The 21,985-nt window shown below is 38.7% G+C and carries 21 protein-coding genes and 1 tRNA gene; 19 read left to right on the top strand and 3 right to left on the bottom strand.

Features of this window, described 5'->3' with window-relative positions:
• The first annotated feature begins 71 nt into the window (after positions 1 to 71).
• Both Q1B07_RS16705 and Q1B07_RS16700 read left to right on the top strand, forming a co-directional pair.
• Positions 72 to 722 (top strand): hypothetical protein, encoded by a 651-nt coding sequence (locus tag Q1B07_RS16705; protein ID WP_299092339.1) that lies wholly within the window; start codon positions 72 to 74, stop codon positions 720 to 722.
• 86 nt (positions 723 to 808) lie between these two features.
• Positions 809 to 1,213, top strand: a complete 405-nt coding sequence (locus Q1B07_RS16700) for a nuclear transport factor 2 family protein (RefSeq protein ID WP_299092340.1) — start codon at positions 809 to 811, stop codon at positions 1,211 to 1,213.
• Positions 1,214 to 1,272: 59 nt separating this feature from the next.
• Here Q1B07_RS16700 and Q1B07_RS16695 read toward each other — a convergent pair whose 3' ends face one another.
• Positions 1,273 to 1,956 carry a DUF421 domain-containing protein gene (locus Q1B07_RS16695; RefSeq protein ID WP_299092395.1) on the bottom strand — a complete coding sequence of 228 codons (684 nt, stop codon included), beginning with the start codon at positions 1,954 to 1,956 and terminating at the stop codon, positions 1,273 to 1,275.
• A gap of 301 nt (positions 1,957 to 2,257) precedes the next feature.
• On the opposite strand from Q1B07_RS16695, the gene Q1B07_RS16690 reads away from it, so the two are divergent.
• The 7 genes from Q1B07_RS16690 to Q1B07_RS16660 all read left to right on the top strand — a co-directional run bounded on the left by Q1B07_RS16690 (position 2,258) and on the right by Q1B07_RS16660 (position 9,179).
• On the top strand, positions 2,258 to 3,712 hold the full coding sequence (locus Q1B07_RS16690) for a tetratricopeptide repeat protein (RefSeq protein WP_299092341.1): 1,455 nt from the start codon (positions 2,258 to 2,260) through the stop codon (positions 3,710 to 3,712).
• 327 nt (positions 3,713 to 4,039) lie between these two features.
• Positions 4,040 to 4,990 (top strand): thioredoxin-disulfide reductase, encoded by a 951-nt coding sequence (trxB, locus tag Q1B07_RS16685; protein ID WP_299092342.1) that lies wholly within the window; start codon positions 4,040 to 4,042, stop codon positions 4,988 to 4,990.
• A 516-nt stretch (positions 4,991 to 5,506) separates the two neighbouring features.
• Positions 5,507 to 5,965 carry an 8-oxo-dGTP diphosphatase gene (locus Q1B07_RS16680; RefSeq protein ID WP_299833107.1) on the top strand — a complete coding sequence of 153 codons (459 nt, stop codon included), beginning with the start codon at positions 5,507 to 5,509 and terminating at the stop codon, positions 5,963 to 5,965.
• 70 nt (positions 5,966 to 6,035) lie between these two features.
• Positions 6,036 to 6,941 carry an RNase adapter RapZ gene (gene rapZ / locus Q1B07_RS16675; protein ID WP_299092344.1) on the top strand — a complete coding sequence of 302 codons (906 nt, stop codon included), beginning with the start codon at positions 6,036 to 6,038 and terminating at the stop codon, positions 6,939 to 6,941.
• A gap of 3 nt (positions 6,942 to 6,944) precedes the next feature.
• Complete coding sequence (locus Q1B07_RS16670; protein ID WP_299092345.1) at positions 6,945 to 7,913, top strand: YvcK family protein; 969 nt, start codon at positions 6,945 to 6,947, stop codon at positions 7,911 to 7,913.
• Positions 7,914 to 7,942: 29 nt separating this feature from the next.
• Entirely contained in the window at positions 7,943 to 8,893 is a 951-nt protein-coding gene (whiA, locus tag Q1B07_RS16665; protein ID WP_299092347.1) for a DNA-binding protein WhiA, read from the top strand.
• A gap of 28 nt (positions 8,894 to 8,921) precedes the next feature.
• Positions 8,922 to 9,179: an HPr family phosphocarrier protein gene (locus Q1B07_RS16660; RefSeq protein ID WP_299092349.1), complete on the top strand. Its 258-nt coding sequence runs from the start codon at positions 8,922 to 8,924 to the stop codon at positions 9,177 to 9,179.
• Between the two features lie 534 nt (positions 9,180 to 9,713).
• Here the strand turns inward: Q1B07_RS16660 and clpP are convergent.
• Positions 9,714 to 10,310, bottom strand: coding sequence for an ATP-dependent Clp endopeptidase proteolytic subunit ClpP (gene clpP / locus Q1B07_RS16655; protein ID WP_299092350.1), 597 nt, complete (start codon positions 10,308 to 10,310; stop codon positions 9,714 to 9,716).
• Between the two features lie 362 nt (positions 10,311 to 10,672).
• Between clpP and Q1B07_RS16650 the strand changes: the two genes are divergently transcribed.
• Positions 10,673 to 10,748 (top strand) — tRNA-Arg (locus Q1B07_RS16650).
• Between the two features lie 27 nt (positions 10,749 to 10,775).
• Here the strand turns inward: Q1B07_RS16650 and Q1B07_RS16645 are convergent.
• Positions 10,776 to 10,955 carry a Fe3+ hydroxamate ABC transporter substrate-binding protein gene (locus Q1B07_RS16645; protein ID WP_299092399.1) on the bottom strand — a complete coding sequence of 60 codons (180 nt, stop codon included), beginning with the start codon at positions 10,953 to 10,955 and terminating at the stop codon, positions 10,776 to 10,778.
• A 27-nt stretch (positions 10,956 to 10,982) separates the two neighbouring features.
• Between Q1B07_RS16645 and Q1B07_RS16640 the strand changes: the two genes are divergently transcribed.
• The 9 genes from Q1B07_RS16640 to eno all read left to right on the top strand — a co-directional run bounded on the left by Q1B07_RS16640 (position 10,983) and on the right by eno (position 21,977).
• Positions 10,983 to 12,269, top strand: a complete 1,287-nt coding sequence (locus Q1B07_RS16640; RefSeq protein ID WP_299092351.1) for an EAL domain-containing protein — start codon at positions 10,983 to 10,985, stop codon at positions 12,267 to 12,269.
• 501 nt (positions 12,270 to 12,770) lie between these two features.
• Positions 12,771 to 14,060, top strand: a complete 1,290-nt coding sequence (gene rpoN, locus Q1B07_RS16635) for an RNA polymerase factor sigma-54 (protein WP_299092353.1) — start codon at positions 12,771 to 12,773, stop codon at positions 14,058 to 14,060.
• A gap of 147 nt (positions 14,061 to 14,207) precedes the next feature.
• On the top strand, positions 14,208 to 14,441 hold the full coding sequence (locus Q1B07_RS16630; protein WP_299092354.1) for a glutaredoxin family protein: 234 nt from the start codon (positions 14,208 to 14,210) through the stop codon (positions 14,439 to 14,441).
• 144 nt (positions 14,442 to 14,585) lie between these two features.
• Entirely contained in the window at positions 14,586 to 15,605 is a 1,020-nt protein-coding gene (locus tag Q1B07_RS16625) for a sugar-binding transcriptional regulator (RefSeq protein ID WP_299092401.1), read from the top strand.
• Between the two features lie 110 nt (positions 15,606 to 15,715).
• Positions 15,716 to 16,723, top strand: coding sequence for a type I glyceraldehyde-3-phosphate dehydrogenase (gene gap / locus Q1B07_RS16620; protein WP_299092356.1), 1,008 nt, complete (start codon positions 15,716 to 15,718; stop codon positions 16,721 to 16,723).
• 262 nt (positions 16,724 to 16,985) lie between these two features.
• Complete coding sequence (locus tag Q1B07_RS16615; protein WP_299092358.1) at positions 16,986 to 18,170, top strand: phosphoglycerate kinase; 1,185 nt, start codon at positions 16,986 to 16,988, stop codon at positions 18,168 to 18,170.
• 98 nt (positions 18,171 to 18,268) lie between these two features.
• Positions 18,269 to 19,030: a triose-phosphate isomerase gene (tpiA, locus tag Q1B07_RS16610; protein WP_299092360.1), complete on the top strand. Its 762-nt coding sequence runs from the start codon at positions 18,269 to 18,271 to the stop codon at positions 19,028 to 19,030.
• The gene (gene gpmI, locus Q1B07_RS16605) at positions 19,023 to 20,558 is read left to right on the top strand and encodes a 2,3-bisphosphoglycerate-independent phosphoglycerate mutase (RefSeq protein WP_299092361.1); all 1,536 of its coding nucleotides are present in this window, start codon (positions 19,023 to 19,025) and stop codon (positions 20,556 to 20,558) included. Before tpiA ends, gpmI begins: the two co-directional genes overlap by 8 nt.
• A gap of 126 nt (positions 20,559 to 20,684) precedes the next feature.
• On the top strand, positions 20,685 to 21,977 hold the full coding sequence (eno, locus tag Q1B07_RS16600) for a phosphopyruvate hydratase (protein WP_299092362.1): 1,293 nt from the start codon (positions 20,685 to 20,687) through the stop codon (positions 21,975 to 21,977).
• Positions 21,978 to 21,985: the final 8 nt, after the last annotated feature.

Below are 21,985 nucleotides of genomic sequence, written 5' to 3'. Positions count from 1 at the left end.
CTTTAAAATTTACTTGTTTTTATCTTAAAATAATACTATTAGTCAAAGGAATTTAGAGGGGAAGTTCAAACGTGAAAAAAGGTATTCTTGGAGTTTTTTGTGGTGTTATCATTATTGGTATTTTATTACTTATGAATATAAATACGCCTTCTCAAGAAACGGAAGGCTCAAATACAACGGAAGAAAGTGTTCCAGAGGAAATCGAAACAGCTGCTGAACCTGAGGTTGAAAAAATCGTAAATGAAAATGACGAAGCAGAACGAGAAGAAGAATTAAAAGAACTGGTGGAAAATCAATTTGAATATTTTGATTCACTTGTGAATGGAAATTATTTTCGAAATGCCAGAAGGAATGGACCAGATGGAAATTACTCTGACGGCTGGGTGTCAGCAAAAGTTGTAGATGAGCTTCACCAGCGTGCTGTAGAGATTGATGAATTTTTGCCAGAAGAAATTTCATCAACTGATTCCACATCTCAAGATTTGTTAAACGTGTTAATAAGAATTAATCAAGCAGCAAGTAAAACTGAAAGTCAAAAAAATGTGTACCATATTTATAAAACCCTTTACAATCTGCATGTTTCAGTAAATGAATATGAACTGGAAGAAGGGAAATTTGATCCAGAGGAAGATTGGTCACAAGTTTTTGATGAAGACATTGATCAAACGGTGAAAACGGAAGCCGAATTAAAATTGGAAAACGCAGCGGAAGAAACGGAATAATCAGAGCGAATTTTTTAAGGATCAAAAAAGTGATTGGCCACAATAGACCTAAACGATTAATCGTTGCATAAAAGGAGAATAAACCCTTGAATAATGCGAATTACAATAATATAAATGTTGTCTGCCCAGAGGATTGTGGAAATGCCCCTAAAAAAGTCGTGCTTAAGGAATTTATCATTGCCTTGGCCAAAAAAGATATAAGCTTTATTCTTGAGAATGTTTCTGATGATATTCTGTGGAATAAAATCGGTTGTGAAAAAATTGAAGGGAAAGACCACTTTGCTGAAGCTTTGCAACAAATAAACGATAGCCCCGTATGGGAAATTCAGATTAGCAACATCATCACCCATGGACGGTCCGGAGCTGTTAACGGTACGCTACTTTTAGAAGACAATAGAAAGTTAGAATTCTGTGACGTTTACATGTTTACAAGTGCAGGCAAGAATTCGAAAATAAAAGAAATGACGTCGTATGTGATTGAAATAGGATAATGAATCAAAAATTAAGGGCTTATCCATGCTCTTTTTTATTTCAGAGAAATGAAATACAGTTACGCCTTCACATAAGTCTGTACAAAAATCCCGTCTTCCTCAAGCCATTCAGCAATAAAAACATCTTTATAATCTGAGATATTTTGTGATAACAGCTGAATCTTTAGCCAGTTTTCATCAAAGCCGAGATCTTTTAGTTCATCCCATAATACTTGTCCATCACGAATGAGGGTGACCGGAACATAGACTGGCTTTACTGACAAATTCATATCCTCTTGGGTTGTTTTCTGATAAGGAGATTTCTTTAAGATGCTGATTGAACCATTTGCCTCCAAATAGCAAAAGGCGACTTCCCGAATAGAAAATGTTTCGCTTTGGCGCAGCAGGCTTTGCAGTTGATTTAGATTCATCCGGCTTTTTTTCAAGGCTTCCTGATCGACTACCCCGTTTTTTATGAGTGCGGCCGGCTTCCCTTCGAAAATTCCTCTTAAAAATAAAATCTTTTGTGCAAGAAACTCAACAAGAAAGAGTAATAGTCCCCAAAGGACCATGGAATAAATAATATAGCCTGCACCAATGTGGTGGTCATATAAGGCATTTCCAAGCAAATCGCCTAATACAACGGCAGCAATAAATGTAAATGGAGTGATTTGGGTGATAATTTTTCTGCCCACGAACTTAACAAGGATAAACAATAGGAAAAAACCAATGATCAGTTCAACAGTTATAGATGCCACCTTCATCATTTAAAAAGCTCCAATCTGATCCAACGAATGATAATTTAATTTTATTTATAACCAAGAAAGGATGAAATATGTGTTTGAATGCCTTGATAGCATTTGCAGGAACTTCAGCAAGGTAGCGGTTCTATAGAAAAAGGTATTGACTGATCTCTGAGAAAAAAATGAAAACAGCCTCTTGAATTTCCCTTACTTCTTTTTCCAATTATAAAATCTCCCCGAGTCTGTTCTATTCATACTATTGTTCCCTGCTTATCTTGTGGTATACTAACCTACGGTGAAATGAATGAAATGGAGGATTTCAGTGGGAAAACAATTGAGCAAACAACAACAAAAAGCACAGGTTGTCCCGTTTCTCCAAGATGGACAATATTATTATCATAAAGGCCTAAAGGCTTATCGAGAACAAAACCTTCAAAAAGCAAGCAAATATTTGCAAAAGGCAATCGAGTTAGATCCAAAGGACTCTGTAAAGCTCTCCCAGCTCGCGACTATTTATACCGATATGGGAAAGTACAGCCAATCAAATGAATTGCTTTCCTATATACTTGATGAAGTTGATAAAGACATGAATGAATGTCACTACTTTATGGCAAACAATTACGCACATCTTGGATTATTTCAGGAAGCATACAAGTGTGCAACTGAATATGCAAATAAGGAACCATTTGGTGAATTTACGATAGAAAACGAAGATCTCATTGAGCTTCTTACAATGGAAGATGATGATGATGATGATCCATTTTTAAAAGATCCTGATGATTTAATTTTAAAACAGGATGCAGCAAAGTCACTCCTCGAAAGCAGTCAATTTGAAGAGGCGATTTTATTGCTTGAAGAAATTGTCGCAGAATACCCTGAATTTTGGTCTGCTCATAATAATTTATCGCTCGCTTATTTCTATATTGGAGAGGTTGATAAAGCGAAGGAATATTTGCAAACTGTTCTCCGGAGCAATCCTGGTAATCTTCATGCTTACTGCAATTTATTAGTTTTTTATTATTATGAACGCCAGGATGACAAGGTGGAGGAGCTTGCAAACATGCTGTCATCTGTCCATCCGCTTCTATACGAGCATCGCTATAAGCTTGGAGCAACCTTCGCATTGGTCGGGTATTATCCGCTCGCATATAAATGGCTTCGTTCCCTTTATAAGCAAGGCTTTGAAGGGGATGACACTTTTTATTATTGGCTATCCTATGCCGCTTATTTTACCGGTCACATCACGTTTGCTGAGCAAATGTGGGAGCGGGTCCTTAAAGAAAATAAAAGCAAGGCTGGCTCTGAGCCGTGGAATCAACAAAGAGATCCTAGCGAACAGCGTATGAAAAGCTTGACACTTGAAGAGAGATTGTATGCAGTTTTTCTTGCTGTACAAACGAATAATGAAGATCAGATTCTTGGGCTAAAGACAGCGAATGTCCCACAATCTCAATTAGAAAAAGAATTTATTGAGATGGCTTTATCAAAGGATTATAACGCTTATGATAAAATAGCCTCTATTTATCATATCGCAAATGTATTATTTGTTCACGAAGAGGATGATGAGTTCTTCTTATTTGTTTTTCGCACGCTTGTCAAAGCGTTTAAAAATGGGACTTCAATGAAAAATCATCTTGGCTGGGCCGCAGCACTGCATTATATTTGGAAAGACCAGCAAGACGAACCTATAAGCCAAACAGCTGTCGCAGAATTGTACGGTGTTTCTGTTTCGACGATAGGAAAATATGTAAAACAAGTGAGAAGGTTGGCGGATTAAGGAGCTTATGCTTTTAGTTTGAGACATGAAAGTTTGTACTTAGTCTTGATGTCTAGCTGCAGCGCCTAGCCCCTCGAGTCATAAGCCACTCAGGAATTGAAGACGAAGAACGTCTTCTATTCCTGAGCGGCTTATGCTTGTCGGGGCTGAACAAGGCGCTTCCGCTTTTCGCATGAGCAAAAAAATGGCAAGATTCGTTGTAATTTTATAGGATGTTTGTAGGGTAAACTAAAAGAAGACTTATTACGAAGAAAGAGCTATTAGAAGATGATGTCTTCTTAACATAACAAGTTATTTAAGAAAACAACGTATGAGGAGTGAACATTCGTGTCTGAAGAAAAAATTTATGACGTAATTATCGCAGGAGCAGGGCCAGCAGGGATGACGGCAGCTGTTTATACATCACGTTCAAATCTTTCAACGCTGATGATTGAGCGCGGAGTGCCGGGCGGACAAATGGCCAACACGGAAGAGGTTGAAAACTATCCAGGTTTTGATCATATTTTAGGACCTGAGCTCTCAACTAAAATGTTTGATCATGCGAAGAAATTTGGCGCGGAATATGCTTATGGCGACATTCAAGAAATTGTTGATGGCGAAGAGTACAAAATTGTAAAAGCTGGGAAAAAAGAATATAAAGCACGTGCTGTTATTATCACAACAGGTGCTGAATATAAGAAGATCGGTGTACCGGGCGAAAAAGAACTAGGCGGTCGCGGGGTTTCTTATTGTGCGGTTTGTGATGGTGCATTCTTTAAAGGCAAAGAGCTTGTTGTAGTTGGCGGCGGAGATTCGGCGGTTGAAGAAGGAGTTTATTTAACACGCTTCGCTTCTAAAGTTACAATCGTTCATCGCCGTGATGAATTACGAGCACAAAAAATCCTTCAGCAACGTGCATTTGATAATGAAAAAGTCGACTTCATCTGGAACCATACAGTTAAAGAAATCCATGAACAAGATGGCAAGGTCGGCAAAGTAACCTTAGTTAATACAGTATCTGGGGAAGAGCAAGAATTTAAAACAGATGGTGTCTTCATTTACATCGGCATGGTCCCATTATCAAAGCCATTTGAAAGCCTTGGAATAACAAATGAAAATGGTTATATTGAAACAAATGATCGTATGGAAACAAAGGTTCCAGGAATTTTTGCTGCTGGAGATATTCGTGAAAAAATGCTGCGCCAAATAGTCACAGCAACTGGTGATGGTAGTATAGCTGCTCAAAGCGCTCAGCATTATGTTGAAGAACTAGCTGAAAAGCTAAAGGCAGTTAAGTAAGAAACGATTATGAAGCTTGTTTTACAAATTCGTAATTCTGTTTTAACTTACCTGTAACATGGGTGAAACAATTATAAGTTATTATATAATTAGTAATTGACCCCCTTTTATAAATAGACTTATTTTAGAGCATGGGCGCCCTTTCCCATGCTCCCTTTTTTGTCCTCCAGCTGTTTTACTTTTGCTTGGCCATGTATTAGTACAGGTTATCTATCTGAGTTTCTTTTTTAAAACAACTTTTTTAAAATTATTGAAACTGTTTTCCATTTCAGACGTACATACATATAAAAACATCTAATGACGTGTTCGTTGTTAAGACACAATTAAAATAGTATAATAAATGAAAGAAAGTGAAGAACGTAACAAATGTTTCTTAAAGGGATGCAATGTCATCCGTTAGAAGGGAATGTCGATCATTCTCAGCTAATCATTCCTTAGATTTTAGCGGTTATTTTTGACAGAAGATAAAAAGCTTCATTATGTTTTTGATTTCATGTGAAAATTGAGGTGAAGAAGTTGCAGCGAGTGACAAATTGCGTCTTAGTAGAAGGAAACAAAGTTCTTCTCCTGCAAAAACCAAAAAGAGGCTGGTGGGTAGCTCCAGGAGGAAAAATGGAGCTTGGGGAGTCAATCAAGGATACCGTCACCCGTGAATATCGTGAGGAAACAGGCATATACATTAAAAACCCTCAGTTGAAGGGCGTATTTACCTTCATCATTCAGGATGGAAAAGAGATCGTTTCTGAATGGATGATGTTTACGTTCCTGGCTACAGATTATCAAGGAACAAATGTCTTGGAATCTGAGGAAGGAACGATTAAGTGGCATGAAAAGGAAGACATACAGCATTTGCCGATGGCTCCTGGTGATCATCATATTTTAGATTATGTCATTAAAGGGACGGGCATGCTATATGGAACCTTTACATATACACCTGAATATCATTTGATTTCTTATCGTTTGGATCCACAATAATCACCGAGCTTCGAAGAGTTCACGATACATTAAAAAAGAGCTAGGTATCAGTAGAGAGGAGGAATAAACGATGACAAATGAAAAAGATGAGCAGCAAACAACACCTAATGATGTACAAATGGTCATCATTACAGGTATGTCAGGTGCAGGTAAAACCGTTGCCATTCAAAGCTTTGAGGACCTAGGATATTTTTGTGTTGATAACTTGCCTCCAACGCTGCTGCCTAAATTTTTAGAGTTGATGAAGGAATCTGGAGCAAAAATGAATAAGGTTGCCTTGGTCATGGACCTCCGTGGAAGGGAATTCTTTGATCATCTTTTCCAGGCTCTTGATGATTTGGCGGAAAGCACTTGGCTCACACCGCAGATTCTATTCCTTGATGCGAAAGATGCAACGCTTGTAACCAGATATAAAGAAACGCGCAGGTCACATCCATTAGCATCAAAAGGACTTCCTTTAGAGGGGATTGGATTAGAACGCGAACTTCTTGAGGAGCTAAAAGGCAGAGCGCAGCTTATATATGATACGTCCGACCTGAAGCCAAGAGATTTAAGAGAAAAAATTTTGAAGCAATTTTCATCAAGTGTTGAGCATGCATTCACCGTGAATGTTACTTCATTTGGTTTTAAATATGGTATTCCAATTGATGCAGACCTTGTATTTGATGTTCGATTCTTGCCAAATCCGCACTATATCGAGCATATGCGACCAAAAACTGGTTTGCAGGAGGAAGTGTCCTCCTATGTGCTGAAATGGAATGAAACACAAAAGTTCTTAGAAAAACTCATTGATTTGCTGACATTTATGCTTCCTAATTATAAGCGGGAAGGAAAAAGCCAGCTCGTGGTTGCGATCGGTTGTACAGGAGGACAGCATCGCTCAGTTACACTTGCCGAATACATTGCAAACTACTTTAAGGATGACTATCATACTCAAGTATCTCACCGGGATATTGAGAAGAGGAAGCATCGTTAATTAATGGGACAGGAACATATTCCAAAGGTTGTCATCATAGGCGGCGGAACTGGTTTATCCGTTCTTTTGAGGGGATTAAAGCAGTTCCCGCTTGACATAACAGCTATTGTGACAGTCGCAGATGATGGCGGGAGCTCCGGCAGGCTCCGTGATGAATTGAACATCCCTCCTCCTGGTGATATTCGCAATGTATTGGCCGCTTTATCTGATGTGGAGCCTCTTGTTGAGGAGCTCTTTCAGCATCGTTTTAATAAAGGGAATAACCTAATAGGACATTCACTGGGAAATCTTATCCTGGCAGCGATGACAAACATAACAGGTGATTTTGTCCATGCAATAAAAGAAATGAGCACGGTGTTAAATGTACGCGGCAGAGTATTACCTGCTGCTAATACAAGCGTGATTTTACATGCGGAAATGGAAGATGGCACATTCGTTTCCGGTGAATCGAAAATTCCGTTCTCTGGAAAGAAAATAAAACGGGTCTTTTTAAGCCCTGATGAGATTGAACCATTGCCTGAAACTATTGATGCGATTCAGGAAGCGGATTTAATTATCATCGGACCGGGTAGTCTGTACACAAGTATTTTACCAAACCTTCTTGTTCCAAAAATAGGAGAAGAGGTTTGCAAGGCAAAAGCCAAAAAGGTTTATATTTGCAATGTGATGACACAGGCAGGAGAAACATTAAATTATTCTGCCAGTGATCATGTCAGAGCATTATACGATCATATGAAGTGCACATTTATGGATACCATTCTTGTCAACAAAGAAGAAATTCCTGATCATATTAAAGCATTATATGAAGAGGAGCTTGCCAAGCCTGTCCACTATGATATTGAAAATCTAAAGGCATTAGGACTTCAAGTCATAACAGACAAAATTGTAAGTTATGAAAATAATGTGATTAGGCATGATACAAATAAAGTAGCTAAACTTTTATATGGAATTCTTCAGCAGGAATTAACATAAGTGCATGTCTTAGAATGGGGGTGCAGAGGTTGTCATTTGCATCTGAAACAAAAAAAGAACTCACAAACTTAGATCTAAAGCCTTGCTGTATTAAAGCTGAGCTGTCTGCACTCATTAGAATGAATGGATCGCTTTTCTTTTCTAATCGAATGATTATGGTGGATATTCAAACAGAAAATGCTGCAATCGCAAGGCGTATCTATACGTTATTAAAAAGGCAATATGAAGTTTCAGTCGAACTGCTTGTTCGGAAAAAAATGAAATTAAAAAAGAACAATGTTTATATTGTTCGCCTTGTTGAAAAAGCTAAAGATATTTTAGAGGATTTACAAATTTTAGAGGAAGATTTTTCCTTAATACGGAACATATCGCCATCACTCGTCAAGAAAAAGTGTTGCAAGCGCTCTTATATCCGCGGTGCATTTCTTGCAGGCGGCTCCGTAAACAATCCGGAAACCTCCTCTTATCATCTTGAAATTTTCTCGCTATACAAAGAGCATAATGATTCTCTTTGCGAGTTAATGAATACATTTGATTTAAATAGCAAAACGCTAGAAAGAAAAAAAGGCTTTATCACGTATTTAAAGGAAGCTGAAAAAATTACTGAATTTCTTAATATCATCGGCGCACACCAAGCTTTGCTGCGTTTTGAGGATGTGAGAATTGTCCGCGATATGAGGAATTCAGTCAATCGCCTCGTCAATTGTGAAACAGCCAATTTAAACAAAACAATAGGTGCTGCACTAAGACAGGTGGAGAATATTCGATTTATTGATGATAAAATCGGCTTGGATGCATTGCCTGATAAACTCAGAGAAATTGCCAAGCTGCGTGTCGAATTTCAAGATGTCACCTTAAAAGAACTTGGAGAAATGGTATCAAGCGGAACAATTAGCAAATCTGGTATAAACCATCGCTTGCGAAAACTAGACCAAATTGCTGAACAACTTAGATCAGGACAACCGCTATCATTAAAATAAAATGACAAAAAGAGAAGAGGAGATCATTATGGTTGAAAAACAAGTTGAAGTTCATCTGAAAACGGGCTTACAAGCTCGTCCAGCTGCTTTATTTGTTCAAGAAGCAAACCGTTTTGCATCAGATATATTTCTGGAAAAAGACGGTAAAAAAGTAAATGCGAAAAGCATCATGGGACTCATGAGCTTAGCAATCAGCTCAGGCTCCATCATCACCCTGATTGCAGAAGGCAATGACGAGCAGGACGCCGTAGAAACCTTAGCAAAATATGTCCAGCAAGAAGGATAAAGTGAAAAGCACACCGTTTAGGAAATTGACGGTGTGCTTATTTTTTATTGTTTTTGGCAACTGTGTTGGAGAAAGAGAAGTGAATTCTATCAGGGCTCTCTCTTGAACATTTATTAGAGGATTGACTTTAGTCGATATATCGACGAGTTTTAAAAGAGATATCAGCGTTATTCGAAATATATCGGCGTTATTCGGGATTTATCATCGCTATTCGGGACAAAGAAAAACAGAAAATGAAAAACTAAGAGAGAACGAGAAAACAAAAGATTGGTGTCCAAAATAAGGGGGCCAAACCGCTTCCTGACTATAAATCAGCGTTTCCCGAGCATATATCTGTGATTCCCACTTTTATCAGCGCTCTTCCAATATATCAGCATCTACCTCTTTTTATAAAAGGTGAAAAGGGGTACTCAGATCTCTTCCGCTGCTTAACATGCAAGTTCAGATACTGCGATCATACAAATTCTTTTAAACGTTCAATAAAAGCAAACAAAAAGCCCTTCATCAATTAAGATGAAGGACTTCCTACAGAAATTACTTCCCACCAAGAATGTTACGCTCTAACACTTTATCAATTAAGCCGTACTCAAGGGCGCGTTCAGCAGTCATGAAGTTATCGCGCTCTGTATCGCGTTCGATTACTTCTAGAGGCTGGCCTGTGCGGTCAGATAGGATTCTGTTTAATTTATCACGTAAGAAAAGAATGCGTTTTGCAGCAATCTCGATTTCAGTTGCTTGACCTTGTGCTCCGCCAAGTGGTTGGTGGATCATAACTTCACTGTTAGGAAGGGCATAGCGTTTGCCTTTTTCACCAGCAGCAAGCAAGAATGCACCCATAGAAGCTGCCATTCCAATACAAATCGTTGAAACGCTTGGTTTGATATATTGAATTGTGTCATAGATTGCCATACCAGCAGTGATGGATCCGCCTGGTGAGTTAATATAAATAGAAATATCCTTTTCTGGATCTTCTGCTTCTAAGAATAATAGCTGTGACACGATTGAATTTGCGACATTATCATCAATACCGCTTCCAAGCATAATGATACGGTCTTTTAATAAACGAGAGTAAATGTCATACGCACGCTCACCACGATTTGTTTGTTCGATAACTGTAGGGATTAAATTCATTCTCCATTCCTCCTTTAAAAGTAAGAAAGATTGTACTAAAGGAAAATCTGTCTTATGTAATCCTTTAGAACATAATTCTGTGACTACCAATTGTATTGCTTATGTAATTCCATCATACAACTATGGTCAATAAAGGTCAAACGAAAAGACTATAAAAACCTTTTTAACCATGTTTATCCTATAATATGTACTACATCATCATAACATGTAATCATGTTTCCCACATTTCCAGTATTTCAAACAGATTAAATCATGAAAATCCGTGTTTAACGTAATAACACATATTTTCGTTATTTTACTATAAAAAGACAGTTGAAATTCTCTGCTGTTTCCCGTATAATTTTCCTTACTGACAATAATATGCGCTCGTAGCTCAGTTGGATAGAGCGGTGGTTTCCGGTACCACGTCTGCCGGGGGTTCGAATCCCTCCGAGCGCGTCGTAAATAGCAAGGGTTGAGATTAGCTCAACTCTTGCTATTTTTATTTTGGAAACATTCTTCACAAATAAATCTTCCTTCATTTTTTAAATAGGCTTTTATTTCAGTCATACCTCGCCGTTTTGGGTAACGCAATTTTACATAAACAAGCTCATCACCTTTGATTGCCCTGCCACATGTTGAACAATTAGGTTCTTCTCGAAACAATTTTTTGCTCAGGATATGATTCAACATTTGGCATACCACGATTATTTAACAGATTTACCTAGCAGAAATATGCTTGAAAAATATCTCTCAACTTGTTTGGAACATGAAGGAAACAAAGAGGTTAAAAAAGCCATTTTATTTATTGACCTTGATCGTTTTAAAGTAATTAATGATACATTGGGGCATGCGATGGGCGATCTTTTATTAAAAGAAGTAGCAAAACGATTGCGAGGTTCTGTAAAAGCAAAGGATGAAATTTTCCGTCAGGGCGGAGATGAGTTTATCGTGATTTTGGAGGATGCCGATCGTGATGAGGCAGCTAAAGTGGCCGAACGAATGATTCAAGTTTTATCAGTGCCGCATAAAATAAATCAATATGATGTTTTTACTTCTCCAAGTATTGGAATCAGCTTATATCCTGATGATGGCGATACTGTGGAGAAAGTTATCAAACATGCCGATTTTGCGATGTACCAGGCAAAGTCGGCCGGTAAGAAAACATATAAATTTTACTCATTGATAAAGGAAGACAGCAGCTATAATTCTTTACAACTGGAAATGGAATTGCATAAAGCGATCGATAAAAAACAACTCGTTTTGCATTATCAGCCAAGGGTTAATCTTAAATCAGGCCGCATTATTGGCGCCGAGGCTTTAATACGCTGGAACCATCCAAAATGGGGAATGATTCCGCCTGAGAAATTTATTCCAATAGCAGAGGAAACAGGGCAAATTCTTTTCATTGGTGAATGGGCCATGTATACTGCTTGCATCCAGGCGAAGGAATGGCATAAGAAAGGTTTTTCAGGATTTATCATATCTGTTAATTTATCAGCACGACAATTCTCCAGGGCAAATCTTGTTGATGCTATTGCAGATATTCTAAAGAGAACAGGACTGGAACCGCAGTATTTAGAGCTTGAAATAACAGAAAGCATGACAGCAGATATTGAACGGGCCATCACTACGTTACGGGAATTAAAATGCCTGGGCGTCAGAATTAGCATCGATGATTTTGGAACAGGATTCAGCTCGTTGAATTATTTAAAAAGGTTTCCTGTTAATACGTTAAAAATCGATCAGTCTTTTGTTCGAGAGCTTCACAATAATTATCACGATGAAACGATTGTAAAAACGATTATTTCCATGGCCCATAACTTAAATTTAAACGTGGTTGCAGAAGGAATAGAAAATAGGGAACATCTTGAATTTCTTCAGCAACATCTTTGTAATGAAAGTCAAGGTTATTACTTTAGTAAGCCTGTCCCTTCAAGCTTATTTGAAGAGATCATTGATTCATTTTTTGGACAATAAAGCTAAACGACTAGACAAAGAGAAGTAAATAACGGGGCTGAACCACCTTTAGGCAGCCCCGTTATTTTAGGCTGTTTTCGTAAACTTTGATGCGATTAAATTATTATGATTTCAAACAATTTTTGCACTTTGAAGCAATCGGCAAACTGGATGTTTCCATTATTAAACATTCCTTTATAGCAATGTAACAATTCAAGAAATTTTAAGAAGAACCAGACTAAAAATTATACTCGTTTTAGCGATAATTCTTCTAATTTCAGCATTTTTTTATGACAAAAACATAAGCATGTAGTAGGATAATTAATGATGGGTAGTTAGATTAGCTTAGAAAGCTGTTATTTAGCTTCAGTAAATTGTAAGCGTTTTACTTTTGCCCTAGCTCAAATGCCTGGGACTTTTTACAGATTGTTTGGTTAGTATGCTGCTGATCAAGGTGATCACGCTTAACGAAGTACGTTTTTTCATAATTTTGAGTAAAATGTAGTTATAGGAGGAGTTAAAATGAAAATTGGGTTAATTCAAGAACAAACGTTAAAACTAAAGATGACTCAAGAACTGCAGCAAGCTATTACTCTATTGCAGTATTCCTCTGCTGATCTCCTTTCTTATGTCCAGGAACTTACAATGGAAAATCCTCTCATTGAAGTGAAAGAAACCTATAGCTCGCGTTTTCGGAAGAAAAGTGCCAAATCTGATAAACAATCCTTTATTGAAAATACTTTTAAAGAGAAAACGAGTTTACGAGACCATTTGCGTAATCAGCTAATTGATTTTTCGTTGGATAAGACCGAACGCGCTTGTCTTGATTTATTAATTGACGCGCTTGATGCAAATGGGTATTTAAAGGATGATCTTGCTGACCTGGCAAAAGTATTAAATGTTCAGGAAGAATTGTTAGAAAGCAAGCTGTATTTTCTCCAAAGCCTGGAGCCAGCAGGTATTGGGGCCCGTTCTTTGCAAGAATGCATTTTATTGCAGCTAAGGCGATTGCCGGTCAGGAACACGCTTGCTGAAACGATTATTTCTGATCATTTCCGTTCGTTTGCAGAAAAATCATGGAAAGACCTCGCAAAGAAGATAAATATTTCGATCAGTGACATCCAAGAAATTCAGGATGAAATTAAAAAGCTTGAGCCGCGGCCGGGGTTGAAATATGAAAGTGATGAAGAAGGGTATGTGACACCTGATATTATTGTGAAAAGGGCAAATAACAAGCTGCAGATCATCTTTAATGATGAACTTCTTCCACAATTAATTGTCAGTGAGCCCTTAGAACCATCTAATCCAGTATTGGATTCAGAAACGAAAGATTATTATTCTAAAAAACTATCACAAGGGAAATGGCTGCAACGAGCAATCGAGCAACGAAAAGAAACCATGATGAATGTGATGAAGGTCATTGCCCAAAAACAGAGGGAATTTTTCGTTCACGGTAAAACGGTCCTTAAGCCGTTAACGCTTAAAGATGTAGCAGATATTTTAGAAATTCACGAATCGACAGTCAGTAGAACAATCAAGGATAAATTTGTTCAAACCCCACAAGGGCTACTAAGCATGAAATCATTCTTTTCCAATAAGCTTGATGAAGACAATGGAGAAATTTCAACTGCATCTGTCAAAATGAAGCTTCAGGAATTAATTCAATCTGAAGATAAAAAGAAGCCTTTTTCAGATCAAAAAATTGCAAATGAGCTAAAAACGAGGTATGGTATAACTATTTCAAGAAGAACGGTTACAAAATACCGCGAACAGCTGAATGTTCCTACATCTGCAATAAGAAGACAGTATTAGCTTGGCGGGAAAAGGGGGAGACCTTGCAGGTGCATAGTTGTTGGGACTCCCGGACCATATATCAGTGAGCGAAGGAAACAGACAACAAGCTTGCAAGTTATACAAAGCCATAAACAGTACATAATTTGAGAAAGGCTAGGAGTTAACATGAAAAAGGTCATTTTTTACTCAAAAGAAAATTGCTCATTATGTGATAAGGGCCTTGGGATTTTAAAGGACATTCAAAAAGATCTTCCATTTGAATATGAGATTGTGGACATTTATCAGGATGATCGGTTATTAGAGCTTTATCAAATTATGATTCCGGTCGTGAAAATTGATGATGAGGTTGTCTCATATGGAATATTGGAAAAAGATGCAATTAGAAAACGCTTACTTTAAAACTTTAAGAAACAATTCTTGAAACTCCGATTTTACCCTGTTAAAATGAAATTGTAGCAGGGAGATTTTTTTTTGAGTGAGTGGGACATAATAAGTCATAGCGGGACGATATTGGTCCAGTTCGACTCAGAAAGGGATAGCAAAATGAAATCATTAATAGAAGTACAAAAAAAATTATTGCCTGACCTTTTAGAGGTTATGCAAAAACGCTATCAAGTTCTGCAATACATTCGATTAATGCAGCCGATTGGACGCAGAAGTCTCTCAACTAGCCTTGGGTTAAGTGAACGAATACTTAGAAATGAAGTTCAATTTCTGAAAGATCAGAATTTGGTTGATATTCACACTTCAGGTATGAGCTTAACAAAGGAAGGAAAATCTCTTTTGTCGGATCTCGAAGAAATGATGAAGGATGTTTTAGGATTATCTCTTTTGGAAAATACCTTAAAGGAGAAATTTAATCTTAATAAAGTGATCGTCGTTTCTGGAGATAGTGATCAATCCCCATGGGTTAAAAAAGAAATGGGAAGAGCATGTGTGTCATGTATAAAAAAACGATTGGACGGGAATAATATCGTCGCTGTTACCGGAGGAACCACACTAGCCGCTGTTGCGGAAATGATGACTCCTGACAGTAAAAATCGTGAAATTCTTTTTGTCCCTGCACGAGGCGGGCTGGGAGAGACAGTGGAGAATCAAGCGAACACAATCTGTGCAAAGATGGCTGAACGTGCTAGCGGAAATTATCGGCTTTTGCATGTCCCAGACCAGCTAAGCAAGGAAGCTTACCAATCGATTATTGAGGAACCCTCAATCAAAGAGCTTCTTACGACAATGAAATCCCCAAGTATGGTCATACATGGAATAGGAGACGCTAAGACAATGGCAGAGCGCCGGAGAACTTCGGAAAAGGATATGCTGAAAATCATAAACGGAAATGCTGTTGCAGAAGCGTTTGGCTATTATTTTGATCAAGAGGGTGAAATTGTACATAAGGTGCAAACGGTGGGGATTCAGCTTGATGACGTTGGTGAAGTGCCGGATGTTATCGCAGTTGCCGGCGGTGCATCTAAAGCAAAGGCAATAAAAGCCTATATGAAACAAGGGTTAGATTCTGTTCTTGTTACAGATGAAGGTGCCGCAAATGAGTTAATAAGGGATTAATTATCCCTAATTATATATGTTTTATTCCTAATTAAGGGATCAAACAACTAATTTTGTATTTAACGTTCAAAGGTTTAAGCCTTGAACATAATTAAAGGAGGAAATTTATCATGGCAGTAAAAATCGGTATTAATGGTTTTGGTCGTATTGGTCGTAATGTATTCCGTGCAGCTTTAAAAAATCCTAACGTTGACGTAGTTGCTGTTAACGATTTAACAGATGCTAACATGTTAGCTCATCTTTTAAAATATGATTCTGTACACGGAAAATTAGATGCTGAAGTTTCTGTTGACGGTAATAACCTTGTTGTTGACGGAAAAACAATCGAAGTAACAGCTGAGCGTGACCCAGCGAAATTATCTTGGGGCCAGCAAGGCGTTGAAATCGTTGTTGAATCTACTGGTTTCTTCACAAAACGTGCTGACGCTGCGAAACATTTAGAAGCAGGCGCTAAAAAAGTTATCATTTCTGCTCCAGCAAGCGATGAAGACATTACAATCGTTATGGGTGTTAACGAAGACAAATACGATGCAGCTAGCCACGATGTAATCTCTAACGCTTCTTGTACTACTAACTGTTTAGCTCCATTTGCTAAAGTTTTAAATGATAAATTCGGTATCAACCGCGGTATGATGACAACTATTCACTCATACACAAATGACCAGCAAATCTTAGATTTACCACACAAAGACTACCGTCGTGCTCGTGCAGCAGCTGAAAACATGATTCCAACTTCAACTGGTGCAGCTAAAGCGGTATCTCTAGTATTACCTGAATTAAAAGGTAAATTAAACGGTGGAGCAGTTCGTGTTCCGACTCCAAACGTTTCTTTAGTTGACTTAGTTGCTGAGTTAAATCAAGAAGTTACAGTTGAAGAAGTAAATGCAGCTCTTAAAGAAGCAGCAGAAGGCGATCTTCAAGGAGTTCTTGGTTACAGCGAAGAGCCTCTAGTATCTGGCGACTACAATGGCAACACAAACTCTTCTACAATCGATGCATTATCTACAATGGTTATGGAAGGTAAAATGGTAAAAGTTATCTCTTGGTACGATAACGAAACTGGTTACTCTAACCGTGTAGTTGATCTTGCTGATTACATCGCATCTAAAGGTCTATAATCCTTAAGAAGAAATTCTTGTTTTAAGAATGAACTAAATAAGGGTATAATCATAAACGGGGAAAGGGGTTCATCCCCTTTCCTTTTGTTGTTTTTGACTCTAAGTTTTGACACTGAAGTTTTGGTGTCTAGCTGCAGCGCCTAGCTCCTCGAGTCATAAGCCACACATGAATTGAAGGCAAAGAACGCCTTCTATTCATATGCGTCTTATGCTTGTCGGAGCTGGTCAAGGCGCTTCCGCATTTCGAATAGGAGGGCTTTTCATGAACAAGAAGTCAGTTAAAGACATTGATGTTAAAGGGAAAGTCGTCTTTTGTCGCGTTGATTTCAACGTACCGATGAAGGATGGACAAGTTACAGATGACACACGGATCCGGGCTGCTTTGCCAACGATTCAGTACCTTACTGAGCAAGGGGCAAAGGTTGTATTGGCAAGCCATTTAGGCCGTCCAAAAGGACAAGTAGTGGAAGAACTTCGCTTGAATGCAGTTGCTGAAAGACTTCAAGAGCTATTTGGCAAAAATGTTGTTAAAACAGATGAAGCTTACGGTGAAACAGTGAAAGCTGAAATTGCTAAATTAGAAGAAGGCGGCGTTTTATTATTAGAAAATGTACGCTTCTATCCTGGCGAAGAAAAGAATGATCCAGAATTAGCGAAGGCTTTTGCTGAATTAGCTGATGTTTATGTAAATGACGCATTTGGTGCAGCACACCGTGCCCATGCATCAACTGAAGGTATTGCAAAGCATATTCCAGCTGTTGCCGGCTTCTTAATGGAAAAAGAGCTTGAAGTATTAGGTAAAGCTCTATCAAACCCTGATCGTCCATTCACAGCTATCATCGGTGGTGCGAAGGTTAAAGATAAAATCGGTGTTATTCAAAACTTACTTGATAAAGTAGACAACTTACTCATCGGCGGTGGATTGGCTTATACATTTATTAAAGCGTTAGGTCATGATGTTGGTAAGTCACTTTTAGAAGAAGATAAAGTTGATTTAGCAAAATCTTTCCTTGATCAAGCGAAAGAAAAAGGCGTTAATTTCTATATGCCGGTAGATGTTGTTGTAGCAGATGATTTCTCAAATGACGCAAACACTCAAATCGTTGCAATCGACAGCATTCCAAGCGATTGGGAAGGTCTTGATGCTGGTCCGAAAACACGTGAAATTTATGCGGATGTTATTAATAAATCCAAATTAGTTATTTGGAACGGACCAATGGGTGTATTTGAATTAGATGCATTTGCAGGTGGAACGAAAGCTGTTGCCGAAGCACTTGCCGAAGCAAATGATACATATTCGGTCATTGGAGGAGGAGATTCGGCTGCTGCTGTCGAAAAGTTTGACTTGGCTGATAAAATGAGCCATATTTCTACAGGCGGCGGAGCTTCTCTTGAATTTATGGAAGGTAAAGAGCTTCCAGGTGTTGTAGCATTAAACGATAAATAAAAACATTCGGAAATAGTTGTGAAATACGCTCAAGATTTGTCGCGACATCTTGATTGCTTTTTTGCTCATTTTCGAATGCCATAAGGACGGTGTAAAACATGAGAAAACCAATTATCGCAGGTAACTGGAAAATGAATAAGGTTTCCTCTGAGGCGAGAAGCTTTGTGGAGGAAGTAAAAGGTTTAGTACCTAACGCAGAAAAAGTTGACTCAGTAGTTTGTGCTCCAGCTCTATTTTTAGAAAGCCTTGTTGGCTTAACTGAAGGCAGTGAACTAAAAGTAGGTGCACAAAACATGCACTTTGAAGAAAGCGGAGCATTTACTGGTGAAGTTAGTCCTGTTGCACTTAAAGATTTAGGTGTAAGCTACGTGATCTTAGGTCACTCTGAAAGAAGAGAAATGTTTGCTGAAACAGATGAAACAGTTAACAAAAAGACGTTAGCTGCATTCAAGCATGGTTTAACACCTATTGTTTGCTGTGGTGAAACGTTGGAAGAGCGTGAAGCTGGCAAAACAAATGATCTTGTTGGCGACCAAGTGAAAAAAGCTTTAGATGGCTTAACAGATGACCAAGTAAAACAAACGGTTATCGCCTATGAGCCGATCTGGGCAATTGGTACAGGAAAATCTTCATCTGCTCAAGATGCAAACGAAGTTTGTGCTCATATCCGCCAAGTGGTGGCAGAGCAATTCTCACAAGATGCTGCACAAGCAGTTCGTATTCAATATGGCGGCAGCGTAAAGCCAGAGAATATTAAAGAATATATGGCACAATCAGATATTGATGGTGCTTTAGTAGGCGGAGCAAGCCTTGAACCACAATCCTTCCTTCAGCTCTTGGAGGCAAGTAACAATGAGTAAAGCCCCTGTTGCATTAATTATTCTTGACGGTTTTGCTTGCCGTGAAGAAACAAAAGGAAATGCAGTAGCACATGCTAAAAAGCCAAACTTCGACCGTTTCTGGAACCAGTACCCGCATGCTACTTTAACTGCTTCAGGAGAAGCTGTTGGTCTTCCTGAAGGACAAATGGGTAATTCTGAAGTTGGTCATTTAAATATTGGTGCGGGTCGTATTGTTTATCAAAGCTTAACACGTGTAAATGTAGCGATTCGTGAAGGTGAATTTGAAAAAAATGAAACGTTCACCGCTGCACTTAACCATGTCAAGCAAAATGGAACGAATTTGCATCTTTTTGGTCTTTTATCTGATGGCGGTGTTCACAGCCATATTCACCATCTATATGCGCTTTTAAGACTTGCCGCTAAAGAAGGCGTTAAAAATGTGTATATTCATGGCTTCCTTGATGGACGTGATGTTGGTCCGCAAACAGCCAAAACATACTTGAATGAATTACAAGAAAAAATCACAGAATACGGTGTTGGGGAAATTGCGACATTATCTGGACGTTACTACTCAATGGACCGTGATAAGCGTTGGGACCGTGTTGAAAAATCCTACCGTGCTATGGTGTACGGAGAAGGACCAACCTACAGCACACCAATGCAATGTATTGAAGATTCATATAATAACGGAATCTTTGATGAGTTCGTGCTTCCATCTGTGATCACAAAAGAGGACGGTTCACCAGTTGCAACAATTAAAGACAACGATGCGGTTATTTTCTATAATTTCCGTCCGGACCGTGCGATTCAAATCTCAAATACGTTCACAAATGAAGATTTCCGTTCATTTGATCGCGGTGAAAAGCATCCAAAGCACTTGCATTTTGTCTGCTTAACACATTTTAGTGAAACAGTTGACGGATATGTTGCATTCAAGCCAACAAACCTAGATAATACAATTGGTGAGGTTTTATCGCAAAACAATTTAACACAGCTTCGCATTGCGGAAACAGAAAAATATCCTCATGTTACCTTCTTTATGAGCGGTGGACGTGAAGAGAAGTTTCCTGGTGAAGAACGAATTTTAATTGATTCACCAAAGGTTGCAACCTATGACCTAAAGCCTGAAATGAGTGCATATGAAGTGACGGACGCGTTGCTTGCTGAAATTGAGGCTGACAAATTTGATGCAATCATCTTAAACTATGCCAACCCGGATATGGTTGGACATTCCGGCATGCTTGAGCCGACAATTAAAGCAATTGAAACAGTTGATGAGTGTTTAGGAAAAGTTGTTGACGCGATCATCGCCAAAGGCGGTAAAGCGATTATTACAGCTGACCATGGAAATTCTGATGAGGTTGTGACATTAGAAGGGAATCCGATGACTGCTCATACAACAAACCCAGTTCCAGTTATCGTAACAGAAAACGGCATTACCCTCCGTGAAGGCGGAATCCTGGGAGATCTGGCACCAACAATGCTGGATCTACTAAAAGTTGAAAAACCAGCCGAAATGACAGGAACTTCACTAATTCAAAAATAATGTTTAAAAAAACATTCGGTAATCGCCGATTGTATCTAATCCGGCCTCTGACATCAAAATGAAAAATGAGTACAGGGCAGAAGCAATTCAAACAATAAATTTCTAATTGAAAAGGAGACGAATAAAATGCCATACATTGTAGACGTATATGCTCGTGAAGTATTAGACTCTCGCGGTAACCCAACAGTTGAAGTAGAAGTACACACTGAATCAGGTGCGTTCGGTCGCGCATTAGTACCAAGCGGTGCTTCAACAGGTGAATATGAAGCAGTTGAGCTTCGTGATGGTGACAAAGAGCGTTATTTAGGAAAAGGCGTTTTAACAGCTGTTAAAAACGTTAATGAATTAATCGCTCCTGAATTACTTGGTTTCGAAGTAACTGAACAAGTTGCAATTGACCAAGCCTTAATCGAATTAGATGGAACAGAAAACAAAGGTAAATTAGGTGCGAACGCAATCCTTGGCGTATCGATGGCTGTTGCCCGTGCTGCTGCTGACTACCTTCAAGTGCCTTTATACCAATACCTTGGCGGATTCAACGCTAAAACATTACCAGTTCCAATGATGAACATTGTTAACGGCGGAGAGCACGCTGATAACAACGTTGACATCCAAGAATTCATGGTTATGCCAGTAGGTGCTGAAAACTTCCGTGAAGCACTTCGCATGGGAGCTGAAATCTTCCACAGCTTAAAATCAGTTCTTAAAGGCAAAGGCCTTAACACTGCAGTAGGTGATGAAGGTGGATTCGCGCCAAACCTTGGTTCAAACGAAGAAGCACTTCAAACAATCATCGAAGCAATCGAAAAAGCTGGCTACAAACCAGGCGAACAAGTTATGTTAGCTATGGATGCTGCTTCTTCTGAGTTCTACAATAAAGAAGACGGCAAATACCATCTTTCAGGTGAAGGTGTTGTGAAAACATCTGAAGAAATGGTTGATTGGTACGAAGAGATGTGCTCTAAATACCCAATCATCTCAATCGAAGACGGTTTAGATGAAAATGACTGGGAAGGTCACAAATTATTAACTGAGCGCCTTGGCGGCCGTGTACAACTAGTTGGTGACGATTTATTTGTTACAAACACGAAAAAGCTTGCTGAAGGTATTGAAAAAGGAATCGGCAACTCAATCCTTATCAAAGTTAACCAAATCGGTACATTAACTGAAACTTTCGAAGCAATCGAAATGGCAAAACGTGCAGGCTATACAGCTGTTGTTTCTCACCGTTCTGGTGAAACTGAAGACAGCACAATCGCTGACATTGCGGTTGCAACAAACGCTGGTCAAATCAAAACTGGTGCTCCATCACGTACAGACCGTGTTGCAAAATACAACCAGCTTCTTCGCATCGAAGATCAACTTCAAGATGCTGCGAAGTATGATGGAATTAAAACATTCTACAACTTAAAGAAATAAGGAAAGAA

Origin of the sequence: uncultured Metabacillus sp., from assembly GCF_947503125.1 — a bacterium.
Classification (GTDB): Bacteria; Bacillota; Bacilli; order Bacillales; family Bacillaceae; genus Metabacillus.
Note: the sequence above shows the minus strand (reverse complement) of the source record. Positions and strands in the feature narration are given on the sequence as shown.

Bases quoted from the DNA above. Each gene is read 5' to 3' on its own strand.
- Q1B07_RS16670 (WP_299092345.1), top strand. From the start codon at position 6,945: ATGGGACAGGAACATATTCCAAAGGTTGTCATCATAGGCGGCGGAACT.
- gap (WP_299092356.1), top strand. From the start codon at position 15,716: ATGGCAGTAAAAATCGGTATTAATGGTTTTGGTCGTATTGGTCGTAAT.
- rapZ (WP_299092344.1), top strand. From the start codon at position 6,036: ATGACAAATGAAAAAGATGAGCAGCAAACAACACCTAATGATGTACAA.
- clpP (WP_299092350.1), bottom strand. From the start codon at position 10,310: ATGAATTTAATCCCTACAGTTATCGAACAAACAAATCGTGGTGAGCGT.
- rpoN (WP_299092353.1), top strand. From the start codon at position 12,771: ATGAAAATTGGGTTAATTCAAGAACAAACGTTAAAACTAAAGATGACT.
- gpmI (WP_299092361.1), top strand. From the start codon at position 19,023: ATGAGTAAAGCCCCTGTTGCATTAATTATTCTTGACGGTTTTGCTTGC.
- tpiA (WP_299092360.1), top strand. From the start codon at position 18,269: ATGAGAAAACCAATTATCGCAGGTAACTGGAAAATGAATAAGGTTTCC.
- Q1B07_RS16695 (WP_299092395.1), bottom strand. From the start codon at position 1,956: ATGAAGGTGGCATCTATAACTGTTGAACTGATCATTGGTTTTTTCCTA.
- eno (WP_299092362.1), top strand. From the start codon at position 20,685: ATGCCATACATTGTAGACGTATATGCTCGTGAAGTATTAGACTCTCGC.
- Q1B07_RS16660 (WP_299092349.1), top strand. From the start codon at position 8,922: ATGGTTGAAAAACAAGTTGAAGTTCATCTGAAAACGGGCTTACAAGCT.
- Q1B07_RS16615 (WP_299092358.1), top strand. From the start codon at position 16,986: ATGAACAAGAAGTCAGTTAAAGACATTGATGTTAAAGGGAAAGTCGTC.
- Q1B07_RS16625 (WP_299092401.1), top strand. From the start codon at position 14,586: ATGAAATCATTAATAGAAGTACAAAAAAAATTATTGCCTGACCTTTTA.
- Q1B07_RS16630 (WP_299092354.1), top strand. From the start codon at position 14,208: ATGAAAAAGGTCATTTTTTACTCAAAAGAAAATTGCTCATTATGTGAT.